We start from the raw sequence: 14,300 nt of genomic DNA on the forward strand, positions 1-14,300 counted from the left end.
TCCTGCGGAAGCGGGGGGCCTTCAGCGCGAAATGAACCACGCCGACCCGCAGAAAGCGGCTGGGGGTCCGGGGGTCACCCCCCGGGAAGACACAGCATCAGCGGGTCCGGGGTTCGAGTCCCTGGCGGCGCACAGACACGAAAAGGCCTCTCGCGCGAGCGGGGGGCCTTTCGCGTACCTCACCCAAGAGAAGCGCTCCGCCTATCCGGTCGTGATCTTCACCGTCCAGGCCCCCGACACCGTCCGCCCCTCCACCTCCAGCCGTACGTCCTCGTCCGGCACCGTGAAGCTCTCGCCGACGCCGACCGGGGCGTCCGCGAGGGGCGGGTAGACGGAGGTCTCCCAGCAGGCCTCGCTGTGCGGGTGGGCGTCGATCACCTCGACCGGTCCGCCGCCGGACGCGGCGCCGCTGCGCACCCGGTAGACGAGGATGCCCGGCCGGCACACGTCCGCGTCGTTGCCGACCGGCCCGCGCGCCTCGAAGGCGAGCGCGCTGTCGGCCCCGGTGCGCACGACCGCGAGCTTGGTGCCGTGGCCGACCCCGAAGGCCGGCGCACCGGCGGCGCCCACGACGGGGACGCCCGGGCCAGCGCCGAGCGGCTCCAGTGTCAGCCGGGTCGGCCCGGTGCCCTGCACACACGCCACCTGCCGGGGCCGCAGCCAGCCGAGCTTCCACTTGTGCCAGCCGAACAGGTCCGGTGCCAGCGCGAACTGGCTGCCCATCAGGTCCCAGTCCCCGACATAGGTGTCCCAGTCGCCCTTGCCGTCCACCGGGCGGTGGTAGAGGTCCGGCAGGTCGAAGACGTGCCCGGTCTCGTGGGCCAGGACCAGCCGGTCCGGCGGATGCTGCTCGAACACCGTGACGACCCGCCGGATGTCCGCGCCGTCGGCCCGCAGCGGAGCGTCGAGGTTGACGACCTTCGTCGCGTCGGAGTCCACCCCGGGCGCGTCCGGATCGGCGACGAAGTACACGATGTCGTAGCGCGAGAAGTCGACCTGCCCGTCGGCGGCGGCCAGCGCGTCGCGCAGATAGGCGGCGCGGTGGGCGGCGTTCCAGTCGCGCTGTATGGCGTACGCCGTCGAGGGCTTCGGCATCCGGATCCAGTGCCCGAGCGGGTGCGGGCGCAGGGTGAACCTGCCGTAGGAAGCGCGCTCGAAGAAGCGGCTGGTGGCCGGGAAGTGGTCGGCGGTCAGCTCGGCTGGGGTGGTCAGCGGGACCGAGTCCGGGAAGGACAGGAAGACCATCACCGCGTTCAGCGAGCGGGCCGGGCGCGGATAGGCGGCGTTCCAGGTGTCCAGGCCCTCGGAGTGGTGGGCCTCGGTGCGCTGAAGGGCGCACGGGGTCGCCGCGAACGGTTCGGCGACCGAGGGGCCGGTCACTAGGGAGGTCGCGGCGAGCGCCGACAACGTGGTGAACACGGCCGCGGTACTGCGCAGTCGGGGGCGCGGGAACGGACGCGGCACAGGGACCTCCGGGTGCGGTTCACGGGACACCGCACCCAGATTGCTGCCGTTTGTCGTACTACGCCCTGTTTGCCTGCACCAGATGAGTGAGAGAGCCGAAGAAGGGTCAGGATCGACACCCCGGATCGCTCACGGAACGTCACAACTGGTCAGGCGCCCGAAAGACCCGTCCAGACGCGTGCAGAAACGATCTGTCAGAAAGCCCTGTCCTTCCGGGACACTGGACACTGGCTGGAAGGGCCTGGGGCCAGCCTCTATGATCGGCACACTTTCCTGGCGGACAGCGATCGAGTGCACTGCGGGAGCAAGCGGTGAGCGGAACGTCCGAAGGGCCGACGGCCACGGCAGACCTCGACGGGTCAGCCGTAACAGAGAGTGATGTCCGCACGTCTCCCGGTGGGGAGACCCCGCCCTGCGATGCGGTGTCCTACCGTTCGGTGTTCACGTCCGCGCCGCTCGCGATGGCCGTCGTCGACCGCGAGGGGCTGGTCGTCCGCGCCAACGACGCGTTCGACGCCCTGCTCGGCGGCGGCACCGAGTCGCTGTCCGGCCGGGTCGCCGCCGACCTGGTGGACCTGGCCTCGGACGCCCGCACCTGGCACGCGTACCGCGAGGTGCTGCGCGGCCGCCAGGCGAAACTGCGCTGCACGCGCCGGCTCAAGCATCACGACGGGAACTCCCTGTGGGTGCAGGTCACCGTCGCTCCTCTCGCGGAGAACGAGCCCGGGATCCTGCTGTCGGTCGCCGACATCAGCGCCCGGCGTGAACTCCAGGCGCGGCTGCGGCACTTGCAGATGCACGACCCGGTGACCCGGCTGCCCAACCGCGCCCTGTTCTTCGAACGTCTTTCGGCCGCGCTGGAGGCGGAGTCGTACGAGCAGAGCGGCACCGGCCGGATCGGGCTGTGCTACCTCGACCTGGACGGCTTCAAGGCCGTCAACGACACGCTCGGCCACCGGGTCGGCGACCGGCTGCTGGCCGCCGTCGCCGAACGCCTCACGCGCTGCGCCGACGAGGCGGGCTACGGCCGGGCGAGCGCGCCGCTGGTCGCGCGGCTCGGCGGTGACGAGTTCGCCCTGCTCGTCGAGGACTCCACCGGCACCGAGCAGCTCGCCGATCTCGCCGAGGCCGTACTGGAGGCGGTCCAGGCCCCCTTCGACCTCTCGGGGCAGCGGATGTCGGTGTCGGCCTCGATCGGCGTGGTGGAACGGCAGGCGGCGGGGACCAGCGCGACCGGTCTGATGCAGGCCGCCGACACCACGCTGTACTGGGCGAAGGCCGACGGCAAGGCCCGCTGGACCCTCTTCGACCCGGAGCGCAACGCCCACCGCATGACCCGCCAGGCCCTCGCCTCGACGCTCCGCCCGGCCATCGAGCGCGACGAGTTCGTGCTGGAGTACCAGCCGCTGGTGTGCATGGAGGACGGCCGGCTGCGGGGCGTCGAGGCCCTGGTCCGCTGGAATCATCCGCAGTTCGGAATGCTGACGCCGAATCGGTTCATCGGACTGGCCGAGGAGGACGGCTCGATCGTGCAGCTCGGCCGCTGGGTCCTGGCCACGGCCTGCCGGCAGGCCCGGCGGTGGCAGCTGGACCATCCCGACGAGCCGCCGATCTTCGTCAGCGTGAACGTGGCGGTGCGTCAGGTCTGGGACTCGGATCTGGTCGCGGATGTGGCGGAGATCCTGACGGAGACGGGCCTGGAGCCGCAGCTGTTGCAGCTCGAGCTCACGGAGTCGGCGGTGATGGGCTCGGCGGGACGCCCGCTGCAGGCCCTCCAGGCGCTCAGCGACATGGGCGTGGGCATCGCGATCGACGACTTCGGCACCGGCTACTCGAACCTCGCCTACCTGAGCCGACTGCCGGTGTCCGTGCTGAAACTGGACGGGTCCTTCGTACGGGGCTTCCAGTACGAGGGTGAAGGCGTCCCGCCGAACCCGGCCGACGAGGTCGTCGTCGAGGCGATGATCCAGCTGGCCCACCGGCTCGGCCTGACCGTCACCGCGGAGTGCGTGGAGACGTCGGCGCAGGCGGCCCGGCTGCGGCGGATCGGGTGCGACACCGGCCAGGGGTGGCTGTACTCGCGGCCGGTGCCGCCGGATCGTATCTCCGGATTGTTGGGCCTAGTCGTTCGGTAGTCCGTACGCGTCCGCGATCAGTTCGTACGAGCGCAGGCGCAGGTCTCCGGCATGCGCGTGGGACGTGATCATCAGCTCGTCGGCGCCGGTGCGCTTGTGGAGGTCGTCGAGGCCGGAGCGGACCTCGTCCGCCGTGCCGTGGATGACGTTGGCGTTCCAGGAGTCGACGAACTCCTGCTCCATCGGGCTGAACGGGTACGCCTCGGCCTCTTCCGGGCTGGGGACGAGGCCGGGTCGGCCGGTGCGCAGGCGGACCATGTTGAGGGCGGCGGCGCGGACCTGGCGGCGGGCCTCGTTCTCGTCGTCGGTGGCGAGGGCGGAGACGCCGATGAGGGCGTACGGCTCGTCGAGGACGGCGGAGGGCCGGAACGACTCCCGGTACAGGTCGAGGGCCGGGACGGTGTTCTGCGCCGAGAAGTGGTGCGCGAAGGCGAAGGGCAGGCCGAGGGAGCCGGCCAGGCGGGCGCTGAAGCCGGAGGAGCCGAGCAGCCAGACGGGCGGGCGGTGCGGGGACTGGACGCCGCCGGGTGAGGTGGCCTGGATCGGGCCGGGTACGGCGTGGATACGGCGGTAGGGGTGGCCGTCCGGGAAGTCGTCGTCGAGGAAGCGGACGAGCTCGGCGAGTTGCTGGGGGAAGTCGTCGGCGCCTTCGTTCAGACGGTCGGTACGGCGGAGGGCGGCGGCGGTGGCGCCGTCCGTGCCGGGGGCTCGGCCGAGGCCGAGGTCCACGCGGCCGGGGGCCATGGCTTCCAGCGTGCCGAACTGTTCCGCGATGACCAGCGGGGCGTGGTTGGGGAGCATCACGCCGCCCGAGCCGAGGCGGATGCGGGTGGTGTGGGCGGCGAGGTGGGCGAGGATCACGGCGGGGGAACTCGACGCCACGCCCGGCATGGAGTGGTGTTCGGCCACCCAGTAGCGGTGGTAGCCGCGGGACTCCGCGAGGCGGGCGATGTCGACGCTCGTACGGAGGGCGTCGGTGGCGGTGCGGCCTGCGCCTACGGTGACCAGGTCCAGTACGGAGAGGGGGGCGGGGGCGGTGCCGTGCGGTGTTCCCCGGGTCTCGTCTGCCGTTGCGGTCACGGTGGGTGCCTCCTGTTGTGGGCCGTGCGCTGTCCTCCGGGGGTTAACAGGAGGCAGTCTCCGCTTATTCCCGGGTGCCCGGTGTTGGTGCGGGCGGCGTGTACTGGGGGCTCCGCCCCCAGACCCCCGGGCCTATGCCCACCCACCACCCGTCTCGGTCGGCCCAGAGCGCACCGTCCTGGGGCTCCGCCCCAGACCCCGGGCCTATGCCCACCCACCACCCGTCTCGGTGGGTCGAGAGGTGTGCCATCGGGGCGAGGGGCGTAGGTCGGGGGTCCAGGGGGCGGAGCCCCCTGGGACGGGGCGGAGTCAGGCCTGCACGATGGGTTCCCTCGTGAACAGCGCACCCAGCGCCGGTGCGTTCACGCGCCGGTCCGTCAGTCGCAGCGCCTCCCATACCGTGACCTGGTTCGCCGTCAGTACCGGCTTGCCGAGTTCCTTCTCCAGGGACGGGATGTGGGCCGCGGTGTGCAGCGCCGTGTCGGGGAGCAGCAGGGCGTCCGCCGACACGTCGTCCGCCTCGCGGGCCAGCGCGAACACCTCCGCCTCACCCCACGTGCCGACCTCCGCCGCCGTGATGATCCCGGACGGGCGGACCCCGACGACCTCGATGCCCGCCGCCCGCAGGAACTCCGCGAACAGATCGGCCACGTCGTCGGGGTAGGTCGCGCCGACCGCGACCCGCTTCGCCCCGATCTCCCGGGCCGCGTGCACGAAGGCGAAGGACGTGGAGGAGGCCGGCATGCCCACCGTGAGGGCAAGGGTGCGGACCTGTTCGTGGGCGCCCTCCCAGCCGTACACGAAGCTGCCGCTGGTGCACGCCCAGACCACCGACTCGGCGCCCGCCATGCGCAGTTCCTCGACGCCGGCCGCGAGCCGCCCCGCCGAGCCCATCTCGAGCAGGGCGTCGACCCGGTGGGCGTCCTCGCCGATGTCGGTGTGCACCAGGTCCAGCCGGACGTCGCTGCCCAGCAGCTGTTCGATGCGCGGGTAGTCGTCCTCGGCCGAGTGGCCCGGATAGAGGAACCCCAGTGCTGTCATGTCCACCCTTCCTGCTGCTGTTCTTCGTCCGGCAGTCCCGGTACGTCCGGCAGTGCCTGCGCTTCCGGCAGGGCCGGCACCTCGGGCAGTACGGGACCGGACTGCCGCGCCGCCGGATCGATCAGCGCCTGGTACGGTCCCACGGCTCGGGTACCCAGTCGGCGCAGCGCCGCCCACATCGTGACCTGGTTGGCCGAGATCACCGGGATGCGCAGCTCCGCCTCCAGTTGGGGGATCACGTCGTACGTCGGCAGGTTGGTGCAGCTGATGAACAGCGCCTCGGCGCCGCCGTCCACCGCCCGGCGCGCCATCTCCGCCACGTCCCGGTACGGCACCTTCCAGATGTGCCTGGTCAGGCCCATGTACGCGCACCCGGTGACGGCGACCCCCGCCTCCGCCACGTACTCCTCGAGGGCCTGGGTGACGGACACCGTGTAGGGCGTCACCAGCGCCACCCGCTGTACGTCGAGTTCGGCCAGCGCCTCCAGCAGCGCGCCGGACGTCGTCACCGAGGGCAGGCCGCCCGCCTGCGTCATCGCACAGCGCATCGCGCGTTCCCCGGCGATCCCGCCGACGAAGCTGCCGGAGGTGCAGGCGTAGGCGACGACCTCGGGGGCGATGGCGGTGAGGGTGCGTACCGCGTCGTGCAGGGTCTCGTGCTCGCTGACCAGCCGGGCCAGGTCGAGGCTGACCTCGACGGGCACGTACGGCGTGCGGGTCAGATGGAGGGACACCTCGTCGGGCACCCAGCGCCACAGTTCGCGGTCGAGGGCGAAGTCGAAGGGAGCGACGACACCGACGCCGCGCTGGGGGCGGGGACCACCGAGAAAAGTGACGTCCATGGCAGACACCGGCCTCACTGTGGGAAGCGGTAGGGGAACGGACCGTGCCACATGCCCGTGTTGACGAAGGTAGGTTCGGGTGCGAGCGTGGTCAATCCGCCCTCGTGACGCCCAGGTCACGCCCCGGTCAACCCCTCATGTCCGCCCATGTCGGACGGGCGTGACCGTCCGAGAAACGGCTCGCCGAATGACCGCTTCCGAATCCCCTCCGACCCTCCTGGTCCTCGACGCCGACCCGCTCCCCCGCCTCGGCGGGCTGACCGGCCGGGCCCGGATCGAGCACGCGGACGCGTCGACGCTGGCCGAGCGGCTGCCGTTGGCCGACGTCCTGCTGGTCTGGGACTTCGCCTCGCACGCGGTGCGCTCGGCCTGGCCGGGCGAGGGGCCGCGGCCGCGCTGGGTGCACACGGCGAGTGCGGGCGTGGACCACCTGATGTGTCCGGAACTGGCCGTCTCCGACACCGTGGTGACCAACGCCCGGGGTGTCTTCGACCAGCCGATCGCCGAGTACGTCGCCGCGCTGGTCCTGGCGATGGCCAAGGACCTGCCCCGGACGTGGGACCTCCAGCGGGAGCGGACCTGGCGGCACCGCGAGTCGCAGCGGGTCGCCGGCACGCGCGCGTGCGTCGTCGGGTCCGGGCCCATAGGGCGGGCGATCGTCGCCACCCTCAAGGCGCTCGGCATCACCACGGCGCTCGTCGGGCGCACCCCGCGTACCGGTGTCCACGGCCCCGAGGAGCTGGACCGGCTGATGGCCCGCGCCGACTGGGTGATCGCGGCGGCGCCGCTCACGGAGCAGACGTACGGCATGTTCGACGCCCGCCGTTTCGGCGTGATGCAGCCCTCCGCGCGGTTCGTCAACGTGGGCCGGGGGCAGCTGGTCGTCGAGGACGCGCTCGCCGAGGCGCTGGCCAAGCGGTGGATCGCGGGCGCGGCCCTGGACGTCTTCGAGCACGAACCCCTCACCCCGGACAGTCCGTTGTGGCAGGTCCCGAACCTGATCGTGTCCCCGCACATGAGCGGCGACACGGTCGGCTGGCGCGACGAACTCGGCGCGCAGTTCGTCGAGTTGTACGAGCGCTGGGAGGCGGGCAGACCACTGACGAACGTGGTCGACAAGAAGCGGGGCTACGTCCCCGGACGCTGAACTCCCACGGCTGGAGAGCGCATGACGGAGCAGGACCTCGATCTCACCGGACTGACTGCCGTACAACTCCTCCACGGTTACCGCAAGGGCGAGTTCAGCCCCGTCGACGTGACCCGCGCGACCCTGGCACGGGCCGAACGGATCCAGCCGGAGGTGAACGCGTTCGTACGGCTGACCGCGGACGAGGCTCTCGCGCAGGCGGCGGCGTCGGCCGACCGGTGGCGGCGCGGCGAGCCGGCCGGTCTGCTGGACGGCGTGCCGGTCACGGTGAAGGACATCCTGCTGCTGCGCGGCGCGCCGACCCTCAAGGGCTCCAAAACCATCTCCGAGCAGGGCCGCTGGGACGAGGACGCGCCATCCGTCGCCCGTCTGCGCGAGCACGGCGTGGTCTTCCTCGGCAAGACCACGACCCCCGAGTTCGGCTGGAAGGGCGTGACGGACTCGCCCCAGTCCGGCGTCACCCGCAACCCGCACGACCCGACCCGCACCGCGGGCGGCTCCAGCGGCGGCGCGGCGGCGGCCGTGGCGCTGGGCGCGGGACCGCTGGCCCTCGGCACGGACGGCGGCGGCAGCGTCCGTATCCCGGCGGCCTTCTGCGGGATCTTCGCGCTGAAGCCGACGTACGGCCGCGTCCCGCTCTACCCCGCGAGCGCCTTCGGCACCCTCGCCCACGTGGGCCCCATGACCCGCGACGCGGCGGACGCGGCGCTGCTCCTCGACGTCATCGGCACCCCGGACTCCCGCGACTGGTCGGCCCTCGCCCCGCCGCCCGGCTCCTTCGCGGCGGGCCTCGCGGGCGGGGTGCGTGGCCTGCGCGTCGCGTACTCCCCCTCCCTCGGCGGCCAGGTCGCCGTCCAGCCGGCGGTCGCGGCGGCGGTCCGGCGGGCGGTGGAACGCCTCGCGGAACTCGGCGCGTACGTCACGGAAGCCGACCCCGACTTCACCGACCCGGTGGACGCCTTCCACACCCTGTGGTTCAGCGGCGCGGCCCGGGTGACCCAGCCTCTCGGCCCGCACCAGCGGGAGCTGCTCGACCCCGGCCTCCAGGAGATCTGCGCCCAGGGCGCCCGCCTCACCGCCCTCGACTACCTGGCCGCGGTCGACGTCCGTATGGAACTCGGCCGCCGCATGGGCCACTTCCACGACTCCTACGACCTCCTGGTCACCCCCACCCTCCCGATCACGGCCTTCGAGGCGGGCGTCGAGGTTCCGAAGGGCTCGGGCCACCGCCGCTGGACGGGCTGGACGCCCTTCACCTACCCCTTCAACCTGACCCAGCAGCCGGCGGCGACCGTACCGGTGGGCACGGACGGCGACGGGCTGCCGGTGGGCCTGCAACTGGTGGCGGCCCGGCACCGGGACGACCTGGTACTGCGGGCAGCGCACACGCTGTACGAGGCCGGGGTCGCCACAGCTCCCGGTCAACTCGGCTGATCACGATCGGGGCGGGACGGACCCAGACCCGGATCCGGGCAGCGCCCGAGCGGCTGGTCGGCGAGGGGCAAGAGGTCGGCCCGCAGGTCGCGGCCTGTCGTGACGGCGAGCTGGTCGTGGACGCCCGGACCGGGCAACCGATCGCGGCACCGGCCGGGCTACGTCCTGGGCTACGGCGTCGGCGGCCCCGGCGGCCGGGAGTTCGGTCACGCGGGGGCCGTCGGATCAGTCGGACGGGCCGCCCGGACCACCGCTTCGCCTTCGCCCTGGCGAAGAACGGCCTGCCGGCCGACCCCGTCACTCCCTCCACCACGGCATTCGTCACTCACGAGATGCGAACCGACCCGGCCCTGCCCCTCACGCCCTCCGGAAGCTGAGCGACTCCCCCAGCGCCCCGGCCCGCCACAGGTCGTTGCACCCCTGGGCCAGTTCGTCCAGGCCCTCCACGATCTGGCCCCAGACGATGCCCGGTACCCATCCCACGTCTCCGTTGAGCAGCAGGTTGTTGCGTTCGTAGAAGAGGGCCAGGTCGACGACCGTCGTGCCGGGGCGCACCTCGCGGTCGTAGCCGTAGGACTGCGTGCCCAGTTCCGCTCCGGCGAAGGAGAAATAGCAGAGATCGCCGGGGATGGGGGTGACTGTCGGGTTTTCCAGAGGTGGCTCTGATTGGGCGAAAGGCGGGAAAAGGGCGTAGATCTCGTTGCGTGCGTATTTCGCGTGGTAGACGTCGCCGGCCAGCGGCAGGGCGTCCCAGACGGCCGCGCAGGTGATCGGCGCGCGGTCGTCGAGGAGCTTTGCCGTGGCGGTGATACCGCGCTTGACCAGCGAGACTTCGATGTAGCGGTCAGCCATGCGTTCCATGGTCCCCCGCCGGTCAAGAGCGCCTCGTTGAAGATCGGGGCCGAAACTGACCTGCATAAGTCGCATGCTCTCGGGTAGCCGCGCCGCCATGGCTCCACCACTGGAACATGGCACACACACGTCCGGGCCCACCCGCCGGTCGCTGCTCGCGGGGGTAGCGGCGGTCGGCGCGCTGGGCGCCGCCGGGTGCTCACGCGTGGCCACCGCGTCGAGCACGGAGGGCGGTGAACTCCTCGACCGGCTGAAGGCAGCCGGTGTCGTACGGCTGGGGATAGCCGGTGAGATCCCCTTCGGGTACATCGACACGAACGGCGAGTTGACCGGCGAGGCGCCCGAGCTCGCGCGGGCGATCTTCAAACGGCTCGGGGTCGACAAGGTGCAACCCGTGCCGACCGAGTTCGGCTCGCTCATCCCCGGCCTGAACTCGCAGCAGTTCGATGTCGTGGCCGCCGGGATGTACGTCACCCCCGAACGCTGCGAGCAGGTCATCTTCGCGGACCCCGACTACCAGATGCCCGACGCGTTCGTCGTGCGCAAGGGCAATCCGATGGGCCTGCGCGACTACAAGGACGCGTTCGCGAAGAAGGCGCGGATCGCCACCGGGACCGGCTACGCCCAGATCGAGCACGCCATCGAGGCCGGGTACCGGCGCGGCGACATCCTCATCGTCCCGGACCAGGTCGCCGGGCTGAACGCCGTCGAGGCGGGGCGGGTCGACTTCTTCACCGCCACCGCGGTCACCTCGCGCCTGGTCGTGCGGACCTCCGCGAAGACGGAGGCGACCAAGGCCTTCACCCCGATCGTCGACGGCAAGCCACAGCTCGCCGGGGGTGCCTTCGCGTTCCGGCCGACCGAGACCAAGCTGCGGGACGCCTTCAACGCGGAGCTGCACAAGCTGAAGAAGAGCGGCGAGGTCTTCCGGATCCTCCGCCCCTTCGGCTTCTCCCGGACCGAGATGACCGAGCTGACCGCGAAGGAGCTGTGCGGCGGAGGGACAGGCGGATGACCTCGGGACTCTGGGAACTCGTACTCAAGGGGATATGGACCACCGTCCAGCTCCTCGTCTTCAGCTCGCTGCTCGCCGCGGCCGTGGCCTTCGTCGCCGGCGTCGCCCGCACCCACCGGCTGTGGATCGTCCGCTTCCTCGCGGGCCTCTACACCGAGGTGTTCCGCGGGACCTCCGCGCTGGTCATGATCTTCTGGGTGTTCTTCGTGCTGCCGATCGCCTTCGGCTGGCAGCTGGTCCCGATGTGGGCGGGCACGCTCGCGCTGGGGCTGACCTACGGGGCGTACGGCTCGGAGATCGTGCGCGGCGCCCTGAAGGCCGTCGACCCGGCGCAGCAGGAGGGCGGGATCGCGCTCAGCTTCACGCCCTGGCAGCGGATGCGGCTGATCATGCTGCCGCAGGCGGTGCCGGAGATGATCCCGCCGTTCTCCAACCTGCTGATCGAACTGCTCAAGGGCACCGCCCTGGTGTCGGTGATGGGCATGGGTGACCTGGCCTTCAGCGGCAATCTGGTGCGCCTCGCCTTGCAGGAGAGCGCGGAGATCTACTCGTATCTGCTGGTGATCTATTTCGTGATCGCCTTCCTGCTCACCCGTGTGATGCGTGGGCTGGAGAAGAAGTTGAAGGCGGGCGTCGGCAAGACGCCCACGCGCAAGGTCGTCGCGGAGCCCGGGCCCGTCGGTACCGGGGTCGGCGTGGTCGGGGGTGGTTCCTGATGAAGTGGAACTGGAGCGCCGTGAGCGACTTCATGCCGCAGTTCTGGGACGGCCTGCTGGTCACCCTGCAGGCGCTGGCGCTGGGATCGGTCATCTCCTTCGTACTGGGCCTGGTGTGGGCGCTGCTGATGCGCACGCCGTCGCGCTGGGTGCGCTGGCCGGTCGGTGTGGTCACGGAGTTCGTGCGCAACACCCCGCTGCTGGTCCAGCTGTTCTTCCTCTACTACGTGCTGCCGGAGTGGGGCGTGACCCTGTCGGCGCTGGCCACCGGCGTGATCGGGATCGGGCTGCACTACTCGACGTACACGATGCAGGTCTACCGCGCCGGCATCGAGGCCGTGCCGCCCGGCCAGTGGGAGGCGGCCACGGCGCTGAACCTGCCGATGGCCCGGACCTGGCGGGTGGTGATCCTGCCGCAGGCGATCCGCCGCGTCGTGCCGGCGCTCGGCAACTACGTCATCGCGATGCTCAAGGACACGCCGATGCTGATGGTGATCAGCGTGCTGGAGATGCTCAGCCAGGCGCGGCTCTACTCCCAGGAGCACTTCCAGTTCACCGAGCCGCTGACCGTGATCGGCGTGGCCTTCATCCTCATTTCCTATCTGGCCTCCCTTCTCCTGCGAGCACTGGAGCGACGTCTTGTCCACTGACGCCCCCCTGATGAAAGAGCCCGACGCCAACGCCAACCCGCCGGTGGACGGCAGCGAGCTGATCCGTCTGGAGCAGGTCACCAAGCGGTTCGGGGACAACACCGTCCTGGACCACCTCGACTTCTCCGTCCAAGCGGGCAAGCACGTCACCCTGATCGGGCCGTCGGGTTCCGGCAAGACCACGATCCTGCGGCTGCTGATGACGCTGACGAAGCCCGACGAGGGCACGATCACCGTCGACGGGCAGCAGCTCTTCCCGGCGCCCGAGAAGCAGGTCCGCGAGGTCCGCAAGAAGATCGGGATGGTGTTCCAGCAGTTCAACCTGTTCCCGAACATGACGGCTCTGCGGAACATCACCGAGGCGCCCGTCACCGTCCTCGGGATGTCCAAGGACGAGGCGGAGGAGCGCGCCCGCGACCTGCTCGACCTGGTGGGCCTCGCCGACAAGGCCGACGCCCGCCCGAGCCAGCTGTCCGGCGGCCAGCAGCAGCGGGTGGCGATCGCCCGGGCGCTGGCGATGCGGCCGCAGGTGCTGCTGCTCGACGAGGTGACGTCCGCGCTGGACCCGGAGCTGGTCGCGGGCGTTCTGGACGTGCTGCGGAACATCGCCCGCACCACCGACATCACGATGCTCTGTGTGACCCACGAGATGAGCTTCGCCCGGGACATCTCCGACCAGGTCCTGATGTTCGACTCCGGCCGGGTCATCGAGTCGGGAGCGCCGGAGAAGATCTTCAGCGAGCCGGAGCACGACCGGACGCGGGAATTTCTCAGCGCGGTCCTGTGACTACAAGAGGTGAACGTAGTTCAACACCCGAGGTCCCGGGGACGGGTCATGACTTTGGCATATGCCAGAGTGCCAGTCCCCCTGTTGAGAGGGCTGCGATACCTACGTAATCTCGTCAACAACCGCTCACTACAAGCCTCTTGCCCGTTATCGTGGAAGGGATTCGCTGTCCGGATTACGGCCCAGTTGTAAGAGTGAGCGCAGGGGGAAAACCGTGGCGCTGATGCACGAGCCGACCGCGCCGTACCACTCGGCCCAGGACGCCCTGCGCGTCCTGGAGACCGTGGCGCGACACACCACCGGAGTCACCGACACCCGTCTCGCCCGCCTGACCGGCCTCAACCCGGAGCGACTGACCACGCTCCTCAGGATGCTGCGCCGCGAGGGCTACGTCGAACAGGTCGCCGACGGGGCGTACGTCACCGGGGCCGCCCTCAGGCGCCTCGGCTCCGCCCACGAACGCGAACAGGCCCTGCGCGAAAGGATCCAGGGCACCCTCGACCGGCTGCGCGACTCGATCGGCGCCGCCGTCTACATCAGCCGGTACGTGGACGGCGAGGTCACCATCGCCCAGTACGCCGACGGCCCCGCCACCCCCTCGGTCAACGAGTGGGTCGACTTCCGCTACTCCGCCCACGCCACCGCGCTCGGCAAGAGCCTGCTCGGCCAGCTCGACCACAACGGCCGCCGGGACCACCTCTCCCGCCACAAGATGGCCCGTCTCACCTCGCGCACCATCACCAGCGACAAGCTGCTGCTCTCCCGCCTGGAGACCCAGCCGCCCACGGTGCCCCACCTCGACCTCCAGGAGTACGCCGTCGGCACGGTCTGCGCGGCCGTCCCGATCACGGCCGGCTCCTCGGTCGGCTGCCTGGCCCTGTCCCTGCCGGTCGAGCACGCCCACCGGCTCCGCCAGGCCGCGGACAAACTGAACCGGGGAGCGGCTCCGGTACTGCTGTCCCTGGCGATCTAGACCGCCGGCAATTGGTCGGAAGCACCCCCGCGGACCAGGTAGTATTTTCTGTGTCGTCGGCCGCGAAGAGCGGTCGGCGGGAGTCATGCGCCGCTAGCTCAGTTGGTTAGAGCAGCTGACTCTTAATCAGCGGGTCCGGGGTTCGAGTCCCTGGCGGCGCACAG

13 protein-coding genes and 1 tRNA gene are annotated in these 14,300 nt (G+C 70.9%); 9 read left to right on the forward strand and 5 right to left on the reverse strand.

Annotated elements, in window-relative coordinates; genetic code table 11:
* Window positions 1-201: 201 nt before the first annotated feature.
* Window positions 202-1,464 (reverse strand): M6 family metalloprotease domain-containing protein, encoded by a 1,263-nt coding sequence (locus AC5P09_RS49205; RefSeq protein ID WP_493880193.1) that lies wholly within the window; start codon window positions 1,462-1,464, stop codon window positions 202-204.
* Window positions 1,465-1,775: 311 nt separating this feature from the next.
* Between AC5P09_RS49205 and AC5P09_RS49210 the strand changes: the two genes are divergently transcribed.
* Window positions 1,776-3,599, forward strand: coding sequence for a putative bifunctional diguanylate cyclase/phosphodiesterase (locus AC5P09_RS49210; protein WP_493880194.1), 1,824 nt, complete (start codon window positions 1,776-1,778; stop codon window positions 3,597-3,599).
* On the opposite strand, the gene AC5P09_RS49215 is transcribed toward AC5P09_RS49210, so the two are convergent.
* The 3 genes from AC5P09_RS49215 to AC5P09_RS49225 form a co-directional block, all read right to left on the reverse strand.
* Entirely contained in the window at window positions 3,585-4,679 is a 1,095-nt protein-coding gene (locus AC5P09_RS49215; protein ID WP_493880195.1) for an LLM class flavin-dependent oxidoreductase, read from the reverse strand. The two genes, AC5P09_RS49210 and AC5P09_RS49215, sit on opposite strands and share 15 nt — an antisense overlap.
* A gap of 309 nt (window positions 4,680-4,988) precedes the next feature.
* Window positions 4,989-5,720: a maleate cis-trans isomerase family protein gene (locus AC5P09_RS49220; protein WP_493880196.1), complete on the reverse strand. Its 732-nt coding sequence runs from the start codon at window positions 5,718-5,720 to the stop codon at window positions 4,989-4,991.
* Window positions 5,717-6,562, reverse strand: a complete 846-nt coding sequence (locus AC5P09_RS49225) for a maleate cis-trans isomerase family protein (protein WP_493880197.1) — start codon at window positions 6,560-6,562, stop codon at window positions 5,717-5,719. The genes AC5P09_RS49220 and AC5P09_RS49225 overlap by 4 nt, the downstream gene beginning before the upstream one ends.
* A gap of 187 nt (window positions 6,563-6,749) precedes the next feature.
* Here AC5P09_RS49225 and AC5P09_RS49230 point away from each other — a divergent pair, with 187 nt between their 5' ends.
* Window positions 6,750-7,709, forward strand: a complete 960-nt coding sequence (locus AC5P09_RS49230; protein WP_493880198.1) for a D-2-hydroxyacid dehydrogenase — start codon at window positions 6,750-6,752, stop codon at window positions 7,707-7,709.
* 21 nt (window positions 7,710-7,730) lie between these two features.
* Window positions 7,731-9,143 carry an amidase gene (locus AC5P09_RS49235; RefSeq protein WP_493880199.1) on the forward strand — a complete coding sequence of 471 codons (1,413 nt, stop codon included), beginning with the start codon at window positions 7,731-7,733 and terminating at the stop codon, window positions 9,141-9,143.
* 357 nt (window positions 9,144-9,500) lie between these two features.
* Here AC5P09_RS49235 and AC5P09_RS49240 read toward each other — a convergent pair whose 3' ends face one another.
* The gene (locus AC5P09_RS49240) at window positions 9,501-9,995 is read right to left on the reverse strand and encodes a DUF3830 family protein (protein WP_266439141.1); all 495 of its coding nucleotides are present in this window, start codon (window positions 9,993-9,995) and stop codon (window positions 9,501-9,503) included.
* A 97-nt stretch (window positions 9,996-10,092) separates the two neighbouring features.
* On the opposite strand from AC5P09_RS49240, the gene ehuB reads away from it, so the two are divergent.
* The 6 genes from ehuB to AC5P09_RS49270 all read left to right on the forward strand — a co-directional run bounded on the left by ehuB (window position 10,093) and on the right by AC5P09_RS49270 (window position 14,297).
* Complete coding sequence (ehuB, locus tag AC5P09_RS49245) at window positions 10,093-11,010, forward strand: ectoine/hydroxyectoine ABC transporter substrate-binding protein EhuB (protein ID WP_493880200.1); 918 nt, start codon at window positions 10,093-10,095, stop codon at window positions 11,008-11,010.
* Entirely contained in the window at window positions 11,007-11,726 is a 720-nt protein-coding gene (ehuC, locus tag AC5P09_RS49250) for an ectoine/hydroxyectoine ABC transporter permease subunit EhuC (RefSeq protein ID WP_493880201.1), read from the forward strand. Before ehuB ends, ehuC begins: the two co-directional genes overlap by 4 nt.
* Window positions 11,726-12,376: an ectoine/hydroxyectoine ABC transporter permease subunit EhuD gene (gene ehuD, locus AC5P09_RS49255; RefSeq protein WP_493880202.1), complete on the forward strand. Its 651-nt coding sequence runs from the start codon at window positions 11,726-11,728 to the stop codon at window positions 12,374-12,376. Before ehuC ends, ehuD begins: the two co-directional genes overlap by 1 nt.
* Before the next feature lie 10 nt (window positions 12,377-12,386).
* On the forward strand, window positions 12,387-13,163 hold the full coding sequence (gene ehuA / locus AC5P09_RS49260) for an ectoine/hydroxyectoine ABC transporter ATP-binding protein EhuA (protein ID WP_493880204.1): 777 nt from the start codon (window positions 12,387-12,389) through the stop codon (window positions 13,161-13,163).
* Between the two features lie 214 nt (window positions 13,164-13,377).
* Window positions 13,378-14,136, forward strand: a complete 759-nt coding sequence (locus AC5P09_RS49265) for an IclR family transcriptional regulator (RefSeq protein ID WP_493880203.1) — start codon at window positions 13,378-13,380, stop codon at window positions 14,134-14,136.
* Between the two features lie 87 nt (window positions 14,137-14,223).
* Window positions 14,224-14,297 (forward strand) — tRNA-Lys (locus tag AC5P09_RS49270).
* The last annotated feature ends 3 nt before the right edge of the window (window positions 14,298-14,300 follow it).

The sequence above is a fragment of the Streptomyces sp. a15 genome, from assembly GCF_059026085.1.